Genomic DNA, 13001 nt, shown 5'->3' with positions numbered 1-13001 from the left:
GCCCTCTCGACGGACCTACCGTCGTAGCGAGGACACAGATCTCAAGGAGACGAAATGCCGCTGCTTTACATCGACCTCATCGAGGGCCGCACGCCGTCGGAGGTCAGGGCCTTGCTCGACGCGGTACACGAGTCCGTCGTCGAAGCGTTCGGGGTGCCGCCGCGCGACCGCTATCAGGTGGTGCGCACCCATCCCGCCCACGAAATCGTCGCTTTGGATACCGGTCTCGGCATCAGCCGCTCGTCGAACCAGGTGATCGTCAACGTGGTGAGCCGGCGGCGCACGCGGGCGATGAAGGAGAAATTCTACGAGCTGCTGGCGACCAACCTGGCAGAGCGGTGCGGCCTCGACCCGGCCGACCTGATCGTCTCGATCACCGAAAACGGCGACGAGGATTGGTCTTTCGGACACGGCCGCGCGCAATTTCTCACCGGGGAGCTGACATGAGCCTCGACACCCGGCTCACGGAATTCTTCGGCATCCAACACCCCATCGTGCTCGCCCCGATGGCGATGATCTCCGGCGGCCGGTTGGCCGCGGCGGTGACCTCGGCCGGGGGCCTGGGCCTCATCGGCGGCGGCTACGGCGACTCGGATTGGTTGCGGCGCGAATTCGAACGGGCCGACGGGGCACGCGTCGGATGCGGGTTCATCACCTGGAGCCTGGCCCGGCAGCCCGAGCTGCTCAACGAGGCCCTGGCCCGGCAACCCGCCGCGATCATGCTCTCCTTCGGTGACCTGCAGCCGTTCGCCGACCGCATTCGCGCCGCCGGCGTCCCACTCATCGCGCAGGCGCAGAAGCTCGACCACGCGCGCCGGGCCCTGGACGCCGGCGCCGACGTGGTGGTGGCGCAGGGCGGCGAGGCAGGCGGCCACGGCATGACCGTCCGGTCCACCTTCACGCTGGTGCCCGACGTCGTCGACCTCGTCGCGGACCGCGCACCGGACACGCTCGTGCTGGCCGCGGGCGGGGTGACCGACGGGCGCGGGCTGGCCGCCGCGCTGGCGCTCGGCGCCGACGGCGTACTCGTGGGCACCAGGTTCTGGGCGTCCCCGGAGGCGTTGGTGTCCCCCCGCGCCCACGAGCGGGCGCTGGCCGCCGGCGGGGACGACACCGTCCGCACGCGCGCCTACGACCTTGTGCGGCGGCTGGATTGGCCGGCCGGATACAACGCGCGGGCGCTCGGCAACGCCTTCCTCGACACCTGGCACGGCAACGAGGATCGGCTGGCGGCATCGCTGCCCGAGGCGGTCGTGGATTACGAAAAGGCTGTCGCGGCAGAGGATTTCGACGGCGCCGCCATACTCGTCGGCGAGGGGGTGGGGCTCGTCCGGCGAGTCCGGCCCGCGGCCGACATCGTGGCCGACATGGTCGAGCAGGCCGGCCGCATCCTGAAGCGCACGACCGGGCCGGGATCAGTACAGCGGTGACCAGTCCGACGTCCGCAGCAGGCGGCTCTGCCACTGGTCGCGGTACTTGAGGGCGTCGAACATGTAGCTTCCCGGTGCCCGGTGCTCCGGCGGGATCTCCTTGGTCAGCAGGTGGACCAGTGCGGCGTAGTTGTTGGAGTCGTCGATCTTCTGCCACAGCATGGCCTCTCGGCGCCGGCTGCTCCCATGCGCCACCTGGAAGCACGCCTGGATGTCGAGGATGCGCATGCGGGCCGGCGCCTGGGACAGCGGCCGATAGTAGATCTCGTCCCAGGACCGGATGTAATCGTCGAGCGGCGCGTACGGCCAGCCCGTGTCTTCCATGAACATCGTCAACGGGTGCGTCTCACCCGTGGTCGGCACGCTGGCCAGGTCCACCGTCTGCAGGGGTGACCAATTAACCGGTAGCAGCAGCTTGCCCGTCACCTCGTGACGCAAATTGTCCAATTCACGCATCCACGGCTGGAGGTCACCGCGCTGAGCTCGGCGAGCCAGCCTTTCCCACGCCGCGCCGTCGACGATGCCGGTGATGGTGACCACGTTGTAGGACAGCCCCGAGCCGTGGGCGTGATTGGTGTACCAGAGCAGCCTGGCGTCGTCACCGGCGGCGAGCGTCGGCATCCAGCCCTCGCGATACGTGGCCTCGAATTCGTCCTGCCGCGCGCCGACCACTTTGTGGGTCTCATGCAAAAACAGCATCGGAACTCCTTGCCGTCAAGCGTCTTTGGCGATCAGCGCGGCGAGCTCGCGGCGGTTCACCTTGCCGGTCGAGCTGTAGGGGATGTGGTCGACGATCGCCAGCCGCTCGGGCAGTTTGAAGTAGGCGATCAACTCGCGACAGTGCGCTCGCAGCTGTTCGAGGGTCACCGGCGCGCATGCCGTCACTGCCACCCCCACTCGCTGGCCGAGCTCGTCGTCGGGGATTCCGGCGACCGCGACGTCGCGCACCGCCGGGTGGGAACGAACCGCTTCCTCCACCTCGATCGGCCCGAATTTCTCGCCGCCGCGGTTGATGGTGTCGCTGAGCCGTCCGCTCGGGAAGAGGTAGCCGTCGGGGTCTTGGCGGGCGAGGTCCCCGGTACGCAGCCAACCTTCGGTGACGTTTTGGGTGCTGTTCACCCATAACTCGCCGACCGTTCCGGGCTCGACGTCCTCCCCCGTCTCGGGGTCCACCACTCGCACGTCGACACCAGGCAGCGGCCGGCCGACCGATCCCGCGCGGGCCGGATCGCGGTGATCGGCGGGCATCAGCGTCGTGTAGGCGCCGAGGGTCTCGGTCTGCCCGAATACGTTGGCGAACGCCACATGTGGGAGGGCATCCATCGCCCGGCGCACCAAACTTATCGGCGCGGCGGCGGCGCCGTAGGCGACGGCGACCAGAGACGACAAGTCGGCGCCGGCGAAGTCGGGATGGTCGAGGATGCGCTGCATCATCGCGGGAACCAGGAATGTGGTGGTCACCCGATGCTCGGACACCAGGCGCAGCCACTCGCCCGCGTCAAATCGCCGCTGTACCACCGACGTATTGCCCGAGTACAAACTGCCGAGCGTGCCCAGTGCGCCCCCGACGTGGAAGAACGGGACGCACATCAGCCCCACCGAGGGTGCGGCGTCGGCGCGGAACGGTGCCGCCATCCCCTTGATCCGCCTTATCAGCTGCCGGCCGCCGATCCCGACCGCCTTGGGCAAGCCCGTTGTCCCGCTGGTGAACAACACAAGGGCCTCGCCGCCGGCGTCGTCGCGCGGGGGCGGCGGCACAGCGGCGCCCTCCAGCAGCTCTGCGCCCGATACCGTCGGCGCACCGGCCTCGCGGAGCCGCTCGGCGTACGGCTCCCCCGCGACGGCCACCTCGGCGCAGCGCGCGCTCGTCATGAGGCTGTGGAGTTCGGGCGGGGTCAGCGCGGGGTTCATCAGCGCCGCGGCGGCACCGATGCGGGCCGCCCCCAACACGGTCGCGATCGAGAGCACACTTCCGCCGTCGACGACTGCGACGCGTTGGCCGGCCCCCACGCCCCGCTCGGCCAGGCCGGCGGCACAGCGGTTCACGGTGCTCGCCAGCTCGCCATAACCGATCGAGCGTCCATCGACGATGAGCGCGACGCGGCCGGGATCGCCATTCGCGGCGGCCTCGAGCATCGTTCCGATAGTCATCGTGTGCGGCTCAGTAGAAGGGTGACCATGCGGAGGTGCGCAGCAGCCGACTGGTCCACTGGTCGCGCAGGTCGAGAGCGTCGTGCATCCACGTGCCCGGTGCGCGGTATTCGGCGGGAATCCGCGTCTGGAGCAGCCCGAGCAGCTGATCGGGCCGCTGGATGCGCTGCATCAGGACGACCTCCCGGCGTAGGTGGCTGCCCAGCGCGGGCTGAAAAGCCGCCTGTATCGCCAGCATTGACGACGGTCGCCGGAGGCTCTGCGCATACACGCCGCCGCTGCGGGCGATGTATTCCTCGAACTTGTCCGGATAGGGCCACATGGTGTCTTCCATGTAGAGGGTGAGTTCGTGCTCCCGGCCGTCGACCGGCACCTCCCCCAGCGGCTCGTCCTGCAGCGGCGACCACGGCAGAGGCGCCAGCAGTTTGGCCTCGACGTCGTAGCGCAGCTCATCCAGCTCGCGCATCCACGCCTGCAAATCACCCTGCTGCACCCGGAGCGCAAGGCGCTCCCACGCCGCCCCGTCCCGAACGGCGGTGACGGTCACGACGGTGTAGGACGGTCCGCTGCCCTGGGCGTGGTCGGCGTACCAGAGCAACCGGGCGTCGTCACCGTCGGCGAGCATGGGCATCCAGCCCTGTCGGAACGCGGCCTCGAAATCGTCTTCGCAGCGGCCGCGCACCTTATGCACCTCGTGCATGAACAGCACGCCGAGACGGTAACTCCGAACGCGTTGTCGGGTCTACAACTGCGCGATTACGCCCTGGACAGTCGAGTTGCGAACTGGTTTGCTCGACTCAGTAATTAACTCACCGGGCAGGAGTCGCCGATGGCCCGTCTCAACGTGCCGGATGGCCCCGGCGGCGAAGCCGCCATGATCTGGACGCTGCGGCCGCAACTCGGCGACATGGTGGAGCGGATGATCCGCGGCGCCTACCAGCAGAGCGTTCTGCCGGCCGACGAGCGCGAGCTGGCCAGGATGCGCATCGCCCAGATCAACGACTGCGTCGCCTGTTCGGACTTTCGGGCCCAGTCGGTGCTGGACGCCGGGGTCACGCCGGAGCTTTACGACAACGTCGCGGCGTACGCCAGCTACCCCGGCTACACGCCCCGCCAACGGCTTGCCATTGAGTACGCCGAGCGCTTCGCCACCGATCATGGCTCGCTGGACGACGCCTTCTTCGCGCGGCTGCGCGAGTCGTTCTCCGACCCCGAGATCCTGGATCTCACCCTGTGCGTCGCGGTATTTCTGGGCCTGGGCCGCTCGTTGACCGTGCTCGGCGTCGATCAGTCTTGCGCAATCGATCTGTAGTAAGGAGCCGAATGGACCTGGCGACCGTCGACGAATTGCTGACGACGACGCGGTCGGTGCGTAAGCGCCTCGACTTGGACCGGCCGGTCGGCCGCGAGGTGATCCTCGAGTGCATCCGGCTGGCGATGCAGGCGCCCACGGCGAGCAATGCGCAGGACTGGCGCTGGCTGGTGATCACCGACGCCGACAAGCGCGCCGCGATCGGCGAGATCTATCGCAGCATCGGCGCCGAGTACCTTGCGTACGCGACCAAACAGGCGTCCGACCCGCAGACCCGGCGCGTGTACGCCGGCGCGCTGGCCCTGACCGACACGCTGGGCAGCGTCCCCGTGCACGTGATCCCGTGCCTGGCGAACCGCATCGACAACTCCACTCTGCTGACCGCCGCGTCGGCGTGGGCGTCGATCATCCCGGCCGGCTGGAGTTTCCTGCTCGCCCTGCGGTCGCGGGGGCTGGGATCGGTATGGACGACGATGCATCTGGCCAAGGAACGGGAAGTGGCCGAATTGCTCGGTATCCCGGACACGGTGACGCAGGCCGCCCTTTTCCCGGTGGCCTACACGATCGGTACCGACTTCCGTCCGGCCACGCGCCCGCCCGCGGAAACCGTGACGTTCTGGGATAGCTGGGGAGCCGGCTGATGCAGTCCTACACCGTGCGATTTCACGTCGACGCACCGCCGGCGAAGGTGTGGCGGGTGCTGCATCCGCCCGCGCCGCCCAACGCGCCGCGGCCCCGAGTCCTCACATGGCCCACCGGCAGCATGGAAATCCTCAACGAGGGCAACGAGGCCGGCGAGGGCCTGGTCCGCACCTGCGTCTACCCGGTGCCCAAGTACCTGCTGTCTGGAGGCCGGGCGCGGTCGTGGGAGACCGTCACAGAGGCGGAAACCAACAAACTGTCACGCTACGTGGCCGTGGGCGCGCCGCTGTGGTCCCGGGCCGAGGGTTATCACCGGCTCGAGGAGCAGCCCGACGGCACGACGGTGCTGACCTTCCACGAGACCTATCACGCCTACAACCCGCTGCTGCGGTTCTTCCTCGAACGCCCGGTGCACGCGAAGATTTCTCGGGACAACCTGGATACGTACGAGCACGCGCTCGGCTACGCCGGCCGCGTGCGGCGGCTCCCCTAAGGGGTTCGTACGGCGCCGTGACCATGGGTTACGCGTCCGGGGGCGCCGGCCGGCGGATGCCGCTTTGCGTGAATTCGGCTGCTCAGCCCGGTACGCTGACGTGCTATGGGGATTGAGGCTGGTGTACCGAGCGCGGGGCGGTTGGCGCTCGCGGCACTGATGATTGCGGGCTGGGCGGTGTCGGTGGGCGTCGCGGCGGCCGACCCGGACCCGAGGGGACCCGCACCTGGACCGCCGCCGTCGTCGGCCTCACCGGCACCCTCTCCCGCCGCCTCGCCGGCCGCCTCACCGGCACCGGGACCGAAGTCGAGCATCGATAAGGACGGCATCTACAACGTCGGGTCCGACATCGTGCCGGGCATTTACAGCTCCGGGGGCCCCGCCGACAACGGCACCTGCTACTGGAAGCGGATGGGCAATCCGGACGGCAACATCATCGACAATTCGATGAGCAAAAAGCCTCAGGTGGTGCAGATCGACCCGACCGACAAGGCGTTCAAGACCTCGGGTTGCCAACCGTGGCAGCTGACTCCGGACGCAACGCCGCCGCCGACTACACCGCCGGCCGGTGTGCAGAGCACGCTCGGCCTTCTCAACGGCCTGCTCGGTGGCGGCCAGGGCGGACAACAGCCTCCGCCGCCCGCCCCGCACAACTGACGGTTCCTGACGGGCCGTGGCCAGTGCGCAACAAGTTGTCGTCGTCGGCGCCGGTGTCAGCGGTCTGACGTCGGCCGTGTGCCTGGCCGAGGCCGGCTTGTCGGTGCGGGTCTGGACGGCCGGCACGCCACAGCACACGACCTCTAAGGTGGCGGGCGCGGTATGGCTGCCGCCGCGGCCGGCGGAGCGCGCAAGCGGCACGTTGGATTGGACCGAGCACTCCCTGCGGGTCTTCCGCGAACTCGCGGACGACGCCGACTCCGGCGTTCAACTGTCGCCGGCGATGGCGGTCGGTGAACTGACTGCGGCCGAGGCGATGTCGTCCGCCGCGGCGTTGATCCCCGACCTGCGCCCCGCCGACCCCGCCGACCTTCCGGGCGGCTTCGGCAACGGCTTTCGCGCCACGTTGCCGATGATCGATATGCCGCACTATCTCGACTACCTCACCCGGCGGCTTGCCGCGGCCGGCTGCGCAATCGAGGAGCGACCGGTGCGATCACTGGCCGAGGTCGCCGATGCCGCGCCGATCGTGGTCAACTGCGCCGGTCTGGCCGCGGGATCCCTGACCGGCGACGAAACGCTGCGCCCGCTGTTCGGCCAGCACGTCGTGCTCACCAACCCCGGTCTGCGGCAACTGTTTCTGGAAATCAACGGCGGGCCGGAATGGACCTGCTACTTCCCCCACCCACAGCGCGTCGTGTGTGGCGGCATCAGCATCCCCGGGCGCTGGGACACCACCCCGGATCCCGACGTGACCGACCGAATCTTGCACCGCTGCCGCCAGATCGAGCCACGGCTCGCCGAAGCCGAGGTGATAGAGGTCATCACCGGGCTGCGTCCCGACCGCCCCTCGGTGCGGGTACAGGCCGAGCCGCTGGGACGGGGCCGGTGCATCCACAACTACGGCCACGGCGGCAACGGCGTGACCCTGTCGTGGGGTTGCGCGCGCGACGTGGTCCGTCTGGCCGCTCAGCGGGAGGCGCGGTGAGCATTGACTACACGCTGGACGCCCACATCGCCACCATCACGATCAACCGTCCCGAGACCCGCAACTCGCTGGACATGGAACACTTCCGCGACCTGGCCCACGCGTGGGCGGCGTTCCGCGATGACGGCGGCGCCTGGGTGGCGGTGATCACCGGTGTCGCACAAGACTTTTGCACCGGTGCCGACCTGAAGAAGTTCATTCCCGAGCTCACCGGCGATCTGCCGCAGTCCGAGGGGTGGAACAAGGACGACGCCATCCACGCCGTACTGCACCGCTTCCCCGTCTACAAGCCGATCATCGCCGCGGTCAACGGCACCTGCGTCGCGGGCGGCTTCGAGATGTTGAGCTCAACCGACATCCGGGTCGCCGTGCCCGCCGCGCGATTCGCGGTGATGGAACCCAAGCGCGGCCTTTTCGCCGGTGGCGGCAGCACCGTGCGGCTGCCGCGTCAGATGCCCTATCCGCTGGCGATGGAGTTGCTGCTGACCGCCGACATGGTAGACGCGGAGCGGGCGCTGGCGATGGGGCTGATCAACCGCGTCGTCCCGCCCGGACGCCTGATGGATACCGCGTACGACTACGCCGAACGCATCGCGGCGAACGCGCCGCTCGCGGTGTCCGCGACGAAGCAGTCGGCCGTCGAGGGTCTGGCGCTCGACCTCGCGTCGGCGTACGACAACGAAACCCGGCACAGCGACCGCATTTTCGAGACACAGGACGCCAAGGAAGGCCCGCGGGCATTCGCCGAGAAGCGTCCGCCGCGATGGCAGGGCCGCTAGCGCCGGCTGACGTCCCGAATGATCAGCGACAGCACCCAGCTCACGATGGACAACACGATCGCGGCCCAGATCGCCGTCCACCAGAAATGATCGATCTGCAAACCCCAGTGTGTGGTGTGCTCGGTGATCCACGCGGTGATCCACAACATCAGCGCGTTGACCACGACATGGAACAAGCCCAGGGTCAGGATGTACAGCGGGATCGACAACAGCTGGACGACCGGTTTGATGAACGCGTTGACCAGACCGAAAATGATGGCGACGATGAAGATGATGCCGACCCGCTCCAGCTTCGTGTCGCCGCCGACGAACGTGATCCCGTGGACGAACTTCGTGACCAGCCATAGCGCGAAACCGGTCAGTGCGGCGCGAATCAGGAAAGGGCCCATGCCCAAGATCCTCTCACCAGACGTGCGCGAAGCGCAGCCTGTCGAGTTGACTGCTGATACTGCTCGTTAAGCGTCGTCGCGCTGAGACGACAGGTACTTCACCATCTGGCACAGGTTGACGACGGCAGCGCTCAGTTTGTAGATGGTGGCGTCGCGATCTGCCACGCACGCCTGCCAGTCGGCGAACTCCTGCGGGGGTTTCTGGTTGTCCGCGTTGAGGTGGATCTTCTGCTCGATCTGGTCGCACAGATCCGCGAGGGTCAGCTGCCCCGGCGCGCTGATATCGGAGAACCATTTATCAGTCATGTCGGATGGCCGCCTCCCCAAAATTTCAGGTTGCTCACGAGAATATCGGGTCGTCTGTCACGAGGATTGCGCAGCCGCTCAATTCAAGTTGTAGAAGCGCTGCGCGTTCAACCCGCCGATCTTTTCGCGGGCCTCTTCGCTGATATCCGGGCGGGTCCGCAGGTGCTTGGTGCTTTCCGGCCATTCACCGTCCCAGTGCGGGTAGTCGCTGGCGAACATGATGAAGTCGGCCCCGAGCACGTCGATCACTCCGGGCAGGATCGGTTCCTCCGGCTCGCACGTCACCCAGATGTTGCCCGCGGACAGGTACTCGTGCGGATCGCGCTGCCAGCCACGTTCGACCCAATCGCCCCGCTTCTCGTAGTGCTCATGCAGGCGATCTATGAAGAACGGAACCCAGCCCGCGCCCGCCTCGAGGAAGGCGACCCGCAACCGCGGGTGGCGCTCGAAGACGCCGCCGGAGACCAGCGCCGTCATGGCCGTCATCTGGTCGAACGGGAAACTGATGCAGTGCACCTGAATGTAATTGGTGAAGCGGTCCACGCCGATCTTCGGCAGGTGGATGCCCGGGGCGCCATGAATGCCCAGCGGCATGTCCAGGTCGACCGCGGCGGCGTAAAAGGCGTCCAGGTCGGGGTGGTCGAGGTTACGCGTCTTGAGTGCCGGCGGAACCAGAGTCGCCACCAGCCCAAGCTCTTTCGCTTCGGTCATGACGTCGATCGCCGCCTGGCCGTGCTCGATCGGGGTTACCGCGACGCCGCGTAGCCGTCCACCCGACGGGGCGCAATAATCCGCGATCCACTGGTTGTAGAGCCGCGAGAACCCCGCCCCGAACTCGGGGTCCTCGAGTGTCGGGGCGCACAGGCCCAGGCTGGGGTACAACACCATGGTGTCGATGTGGTCGCGATCCGCATCCCCCAGCACGCCTTCGGTCGATCGGCAATGGATGTCGGGCGCCTTGCTGATGCCGTGTTGGGGCGGACAGCCGGCACCCGGTCCTTCGTCCACCGGATAGCTGCGGCCTTCGAACATCAGCCGGCTGCCATCGGCGGCGGGCTTGATGTACTGCGGCCAACGCTTGATCGCTTCGGTCGCCAACGATGGGTTCTCGGCGACATGTCCATCGGCGTCGATGATGCGCATGTATTCGCAACTTACTCTCGCGCCATCGCGCTCGGTACTGCACGATGCTGACGTGACAACTCAACGGTTGACCGCCGATCAGCGGAACTCATTCATCGCGGCGTTGTTGGGCTGGACGATGGACGCGTTCGACTACTTCATCGTCGTGCTGGTCTACGCCGACATCGCAAAGACCTTCCACCACAGCAAGGCGGAGGTCGCGTTCGTCACCACGGCCACCCTGATCATGCGACCGGTCGGCGCGCTGCTGTTCGGGCTGTGGGCTGACCGCGTCGGTCGGCGGCTGCCGCTGATGGTCGACGTGATGTTCTACTCCGTGGTCGGCTTCCTGTGCGCGTTCGCCCCTAACTTCACTGTGCTGGTCATCCTGCGCCTGCTGTACGGCATCGGGATGGGCGGCGAGTGGGGCCTTGGCGCCGCGCTCGCGATGGAGAAGGTTCCCGTCGAGCGACGCGGATTTTTCTCGGGGCTGCTGCAGGAGGGCTATGCGTTCGGTTACCTGTTGGCAAGCGTCGCCTCGCTGGTGGTGATGAATTGGCTCGGGTTGTCGTGGCGGTGGCTCTTCGCCTTGAGCATCGTCCCCGCACTGGTCAGCCTGATCATTCGCTATCGGGTGGAGGAGTCCGAGGTGTGGGAAGCCGCGCAGGATCAGATGAAGCTCACCAGCACCAGGATCCGCGACGTGCTGCGCGACGCAGCCATCATCCGCCGCTTCATTTACCTGGTGCTGCTGATGACGGCCTTCAACTGGATGAGCCACGGCACTCAGGACGTCTACCCGACTTTCCTGACGTCGACCGCCAACCACGGCGCCGCCCTGTCCAGCGCGACGGTCAAGTCGATCGTCATCGTCTACAACCTCGGCGCCATCATCGGCGGATTGTTCTTCGGCACGCTTTCGCAGCGATTCAGCCGCCGGTACACGATCATCTTCTGCGCGCTGTTGGCGCTGCCCATCGTTCCGCTGTTCGCCTACTCTCGCGCGGCGGCGATGCTGTGCCTCGGCTCGTTCCTCATGCAGCTGTTCGTGCAGGGCGCGTGGGGTGTGATTCCCGCCCATCTGACCGAGATGTCACCGGACGCCATCCGCGGCCTCTACCCCGGCGTGACCTACCAGCTCGGAAACCTGCTGGCCGCGTTCAACCTTCCCATCCAGGAACGGCTGGCCGAGTCGCACGGCTATCCGTTTGCCTTGGCGGCGACCATCGTGCCGGTGCTGATCGCTGTGGCGTTCCTGACGCTGATCGGCAAGGACGCCACCGGAATTCGTTTCGGCACCGCCGAAAGCGCCTTCCTGCCGACCGAAGTGACGTGAGTTTGCCACGTCGAGATTGCCGCTATGGCCGTGTCCCGGACGCCGGCCACGACCGTGGCGGCAATCTCGGTAATTAGGAGCCGACCGACCCGGGACTGCCGAGCAGGCGCAGCAGCAGGTGCATAGCCACCGTCGTCGAGCGCTCCCGGATGTCCGAGCGGTTGCCGGGCAGCCGCAACGTGCGGGTGTCCCTCCGGCCGTCCGACAGCTCCACCGTGAAACAGACTGTGCCAACCGGCTTTTCGGGAGAGCCGCCGCCAGGACCGGCGATCCCGGTGATCGCGACGGCGGTGTCGGCGCCGAAACGGCGTAGCGCCCCCGCCGCCATCGCCTCGGCCACCGGCTCGGACACCGCGCCGTGGGCCGCGATCAGCGCCGGATCAACGCCCAGCAGATCTGCTTTCGCGTCGTTCGAATAGGCCACCACCCCGCCGGCCACATACTCCGACGACCCGGGCCGGTCGGTCAGTCGCGCCGCCACCAGGCCCGCGGTGCAGGATTCGGCCGTCGCGATCCGACGACCGGCCAGCGCCCGGCCGACCAGATCGTCCACGGTGGAACCATCTTCGGAGAACAGCTGCTGTGCGTGGCGGTCACGCACCAGTTGGATCAGCTTCGCGTAACTGGCGGCGGCGTCCGGCTCGTAGCGCGTGACCATCTCGACTTCACCCCGCCGCAAGCAGGTGGTGATCTCGAGTGACTCGAAGCCGGGCACCGAAGCCTCGGCGTCGCGCAGCGTCTCGGCCAGGCCCGACTCGGGCAGCCCGAACATTCGCACGGTCTCCTGCCGATAGAGCGTTCGGCCGGCGATCGCCTGCTGGGCGGCGGGCGTCTCGATGGCCCGGTGCCACATCGGCTGCAGCTCGCGCGGCGGACCTGGAAGCACAACGACCGTCGGGGTGCCGGGCACCACCACGCCGGGAGCGGTGCCGACCGGGTCGAGCACCTGCGATCCCGCCGGAATCATCGCCTGCTTGCGGTTGGCGGCGCGTACCGCCTCGAACTCCACGCCCTCGAAGCGCGCCATCAGCTTCTCGAGGATGTTCGCGATCTTGCGCTCGGTCTCGTCGTCCAACACCAGCTCGCGATTGCAGAACCGCGCCACCACCTCCACGGTCATGTCGTCGGCCGTGGGCCCAAGTCCACCGCTGGTGACGATCAGATCCATGCCCTGGTCCGCCATGAAGCGCAGCTGCGCCTCGATGTCTTCCGGGCGGTCGCCACAGATCGTGATGTGCGCCAGCTCGACGCCCAGCTCCAGCAGGCGGTCGGCGATCCAGGGTCCGTTCGCGTCCTGGACGCGCCCGGTGAGAACTTCGGTTCCGGTGACGACGATTCCCGCGCGTGCGCTCACCGCCATGAGCCTACTGGCAGGGCTGAGAGACCGACGTGACCA

16 protein-coding genes are annotated in these 13001 nt (G+C 67.6%); 9 read left to right on the top strand and 7 right to left on the bottom strand.

Annotated features, from left to right (window positions below):
* The first annotated feature begins 54 nt into the window (after nt 1-54).
* A complete protein-coding gene (locus A5697_RS10400) occupies nt 55-447 on the top strand; it encodes a tautomerase family protein (protein ID WP_068010228.1) in 393 nt (130 codons plus the stop codon).
* Nucleotides 444-1430 (top strand): nitronate monooxygenase family protein, encoded by a 987-nt coding sequence (locus A5697_RS10395; protein ID WP_068010225.1) that lies wholly within the window; start codon nt 444-446, stop codon nt 1428-1430. The genes A5697_RS10400 and A5697_RS10395 overlap by 4 nt, the downstream gene beginning before the upstream one ends.
* On the opposite strand, the gene A5697_RS10390 is transcribed toward A5697_RS10395, so the two are convergent.
* Genes A5697_RS10390 through A5697_RS10380 form a run of 3 tightly spaced genes read right to left on the bottom strand, consistent with a single transcriptional unit; the run spans nt 1416 to nt 4281 of the window.
* On the bottom strand, nt 1416-2129 hold the full coding sequence (locus A5697_RS10390) for a hypothetical protein (RefSeq protein ID WP_068010223.1): 714 nt from the start codon (nt 2127-2129) through the stop codon (nt 1416-1418). The genes A5697_RS10395 and A5697_RS10390 overlap by 15 nt on opposite strands.
* Nucleotides 2130-2144: 15 nt before the next feature.
* Entirely contained in the window at nt 2145-3581 is a 1437-nt protein-coding gene (locus A5697_RS10385) for a class I adenylate-forming enzyme family protein (RefSeq protein WP_068010221.1), read from the bottom strand.
* A 10-nt stretch (nt 3582-3591) separates the two neighbouring features.
* Nucleotides 3592-4281, bottom strand: a complete 690-nt coding sequence (locus tag A5697_RS10380; RefSeq protein WP_231972035.1) for a hypothetical protein — start codon at nt 4279-4281, stop codon at nt 3592-3594.
* Nucleotides 4282-4410: 129 nt separating this feature from the next.
* Between A5697_RS10380 and A5697_RS10375 the strand changes: the two genes are divergently transcribed.
* The 6 genes from A5697_RS10375 to A5697_RS10350 all read left to right on the top strand — a co-directional run bounded on the left by A5697_RS10375 (nt 4411) and on the right by A5697_RS10350 (nt 8452).
* Nucleotides 4411-4893 carry a carboxymuconolactone decarboxylase family protein gene (locus tag A5697_RS10375; RefSeq protein WP_067944496.1) on the top strand — a complete coding sequence of 161 codons (483 nt, stop codon included), beginning with the start codon at nt 4411-4413 and terminating at the stop codon, nt 4891-4893.
* A gap of 11 nt (nt 4894-4904) precedes the next feature.
* Nucleotides 4905-5534: a nitroreductase family protein gene (locus tag A5697_RS10370; protein ID WP_068010218.1), complete on the top strand. Its 630-nt coding sequence runs from the start codon at nt 4905-4907 to the stop codon at nt 5532-5534.
* Nucleotides 5534-6028 carry an SRPBCC family protein gene (locus tag A5697_RS10365; protein WP_068010216.1) on the top strand — a complete coding sequence of 165 codons (495 nt, stop codon included), beginning with the start codon at nt 5534-5536 and terminating at the stop codon, nt 6026-6028. Before A5697_RS10370 ends, A5697_RS10365 begins: the two co-directional genes overlap by 1 nt.
* A gap of 105 nt (nt 6029-6133) precedes the next feature.
* Entirely contained in the window at nt 6134-6685 is a 552-nt protein-coding gene (locus tag A5697_RS10360; protein WP_067944493.1) for a hypothetical protein, read from the top strand.
* A gap of 16 nt (nt 6686-6701) precedes the next feature.
* Nucleotides 6702-7673, top strand: coding sequence for an FAD-dependent oxidoreductase (locus A5697_RS10355; protein WP_068010213.1), 972 nt, complete (start codon nt 6702-6704; stop codon nt 7671-7673).
* Nucleotides 7670-8452 (top strand): enoyl-CoA hydratase/isomerase family protein, encoded by a 783-nt coding sequence (locus tag A5697_RS10350; protein ID WP_068010212.1) that lies wholly within the window; start codon nt 7670-7672, stop codon nt 8450-8452. The genes A5697_RS10355 and A5697_RS10350 overlap by 4 nt, the downstream gene beginning before the upstream one ends.
* On the opposite strand, the gene A5697_RS10345 is transcribed toward A5697_RS10350, so the two are convergent.
* From A5697_RS10345 to A5697_RS10335, 3 genes are all read right to left on the bottom strand, one after another.
* Nucleotides 8449-8841, bottom strand: coding sequence for a phage holin family protein (locus A5697_RS10345; protein ID WP_068010211.1), 393 nt, complete (start codon nt 8839-8841; stop codon nt 8449-8451). The genes A5697_RS10350 and A5697_RS10345 overlap by 4 nt on opposite strands.
* Before the next feature lie 66 nt (nt 8842-8907).
* Complete coding sequence (locus tag A5697_RS10340) at nt 8908-9147, bottom strand: hypothetical protein (protein ID WP_067944489.1); 240 nt, start codon at nt 9145-9147, stop codon at nt 8908-8910.
* 78 nt (nt 9148-9225) lie between these two features.
* A complete protein-coding gene (locus A5697_RS10335; RefSeq protein WP_067944488.1) occupies nt 9226-10290 on the bottom strand; it encodes an amidohydrolase family protein in 1065 nt (354 codons plus the stop codon).
* A 52-nt stretch (nt 10291-10342) separates the two neighbouring features.
* Between A5697_RS10335 and A5697_RS10330 the strand changes: the two genes are divergently transcribed.
* Nucleotides 10343-11605, top strand: a complete 1263-nt coding sequence (locus A5697_RS10330) for a sialate:H+ symport family MFS transporter (protein ID WP_197500967.1) — start codon at nt 10343-10345, stop codon at nt 11603-11605.
* A gap of 73 nt (nt 11606-11678) precedes the next feature.
* Here the strand turns inward: A5697_RS10330 and A5697_RS10325 are convergent, their stop codons facing one another.
* Nucleotides 11679-12965 carry a competence/damage-inducible protein A gene (locus A5697_RS10325; protein WP_068010210.1) on the bottom strand — a complete coding sequence of 429 codons (1287 nt, stop codon included), beginning with the start codon at nt 12963-12965 and terminating at the stop codon, nt 11679-11681.
* Between the last annotated feature and the right edge of the window lie 36 nt (nt 12966-13001).

This window comes from Mycobacterium sp. E3251 (genome assembly GCF_001666835.1).
In the GTDB taxonomy this organism is placed as follows: Bacteria; Actinomycetota; Actinomycetes; order Mycobacteriales; family Mycobacteriaceae; genus Mycobacterium.
The sequence above is the reverse complement of the archived record's forward strand: the minus strand, read 5'-3'. Positions and strand labels throughout refer to the sequence as shown.

Bases quoted from the DNA above. Each gene is read 5' to 3' on its own strand.
- A5697_RS10380 (WP_231972035.1), bottom strand. From the start codon at position 4,281: ATGCACGAGGTGCATAAGGTGCGCGGCCGCTGCGAAGACGATTTCGAG.
- A5697_RS10340 (WP_067944489.1), bottom strand. From the start codon at position 9,147: ATGACTGATAAATGGTTCTCCGATATCAGCGCGCCGGGGCAGCTGACC.
- A5697_RS10370 (WP_068010218.1), top strand. From the start codon at position 4,905: ATGGACCTGGCGACCGTCGACGAATTGCTGACGACGACGCGGTCGGTG.
- A5697_RS10400 (WP_068010228.1), top strand. From the start codon at position 55: ATGCCGCTGCTTTACATCGACCTCATCGAGGGCCGCACGCCGTCGGAG.
- A5697_RS10395 (WP_068010225.1), top strand. From the start codon at position 444: ATGAGCCTCGACACCCGGCTCACGGAATTCTTCGGCATCCAACACCCC.
- A5697_RS10390 (WP_068010223.1), bottom strand. From the start codon at position 2,129: ATGCTGTTTTTGCATGAGACCCACAAAGTGGTCGGCGCGCGGCAGGAC.
- A5697_RS10375 (WP_067944496.1), top strand. From the start codon at position 4,411: ATGGCCCGTCTCAACGTGCCGGATGGCCCCGGCGGCGAAGCCGCCATG.
- A5697_RS10385 (WP_068010221.1), bottom strand. From the start codon at position 3,581: ATGACTATCGGAACGATGCTCGAGGCCGCCGCGAATGGCGATCCCGGC.
- A5697_RS10335 (WP_067944488.1), bottom strand. From the start codon at position 10,290: ATGCGCATCATCGACGCCGATGGACATGTCGCCGAGAACCCATCGTTG.
- A5697_RS10360 (WP_067944493.1), top strand. From the start codon at position 6,134: ATGGGGATTGAGGCTGGTGTACCGAGCGCGGGGCGGTTGGCGCTCGCG.
- A5697_RS10345 (WP_068010211.1), bottom strand. From the start codon at position 8,841: ATGGGCCCTTTCCTGATTCGCGCCGCACTGACCGGTTTCGCGCTATGG.
- A5697_RS10365 (WP_068010216.1), top strand. From the start codon at position 5,534: ATGCAGTCCTACACCGTGCGATTTCACGTCGACGCACCGCCGGCGAAG.
- A5697_RS10325 (WP_068010210.1), bottom strand. From the start codon at position 12,965: ATGGCGGTGAGCGCACGCGCGGGAATCGTCGTCACCGGAACCGAAGTT.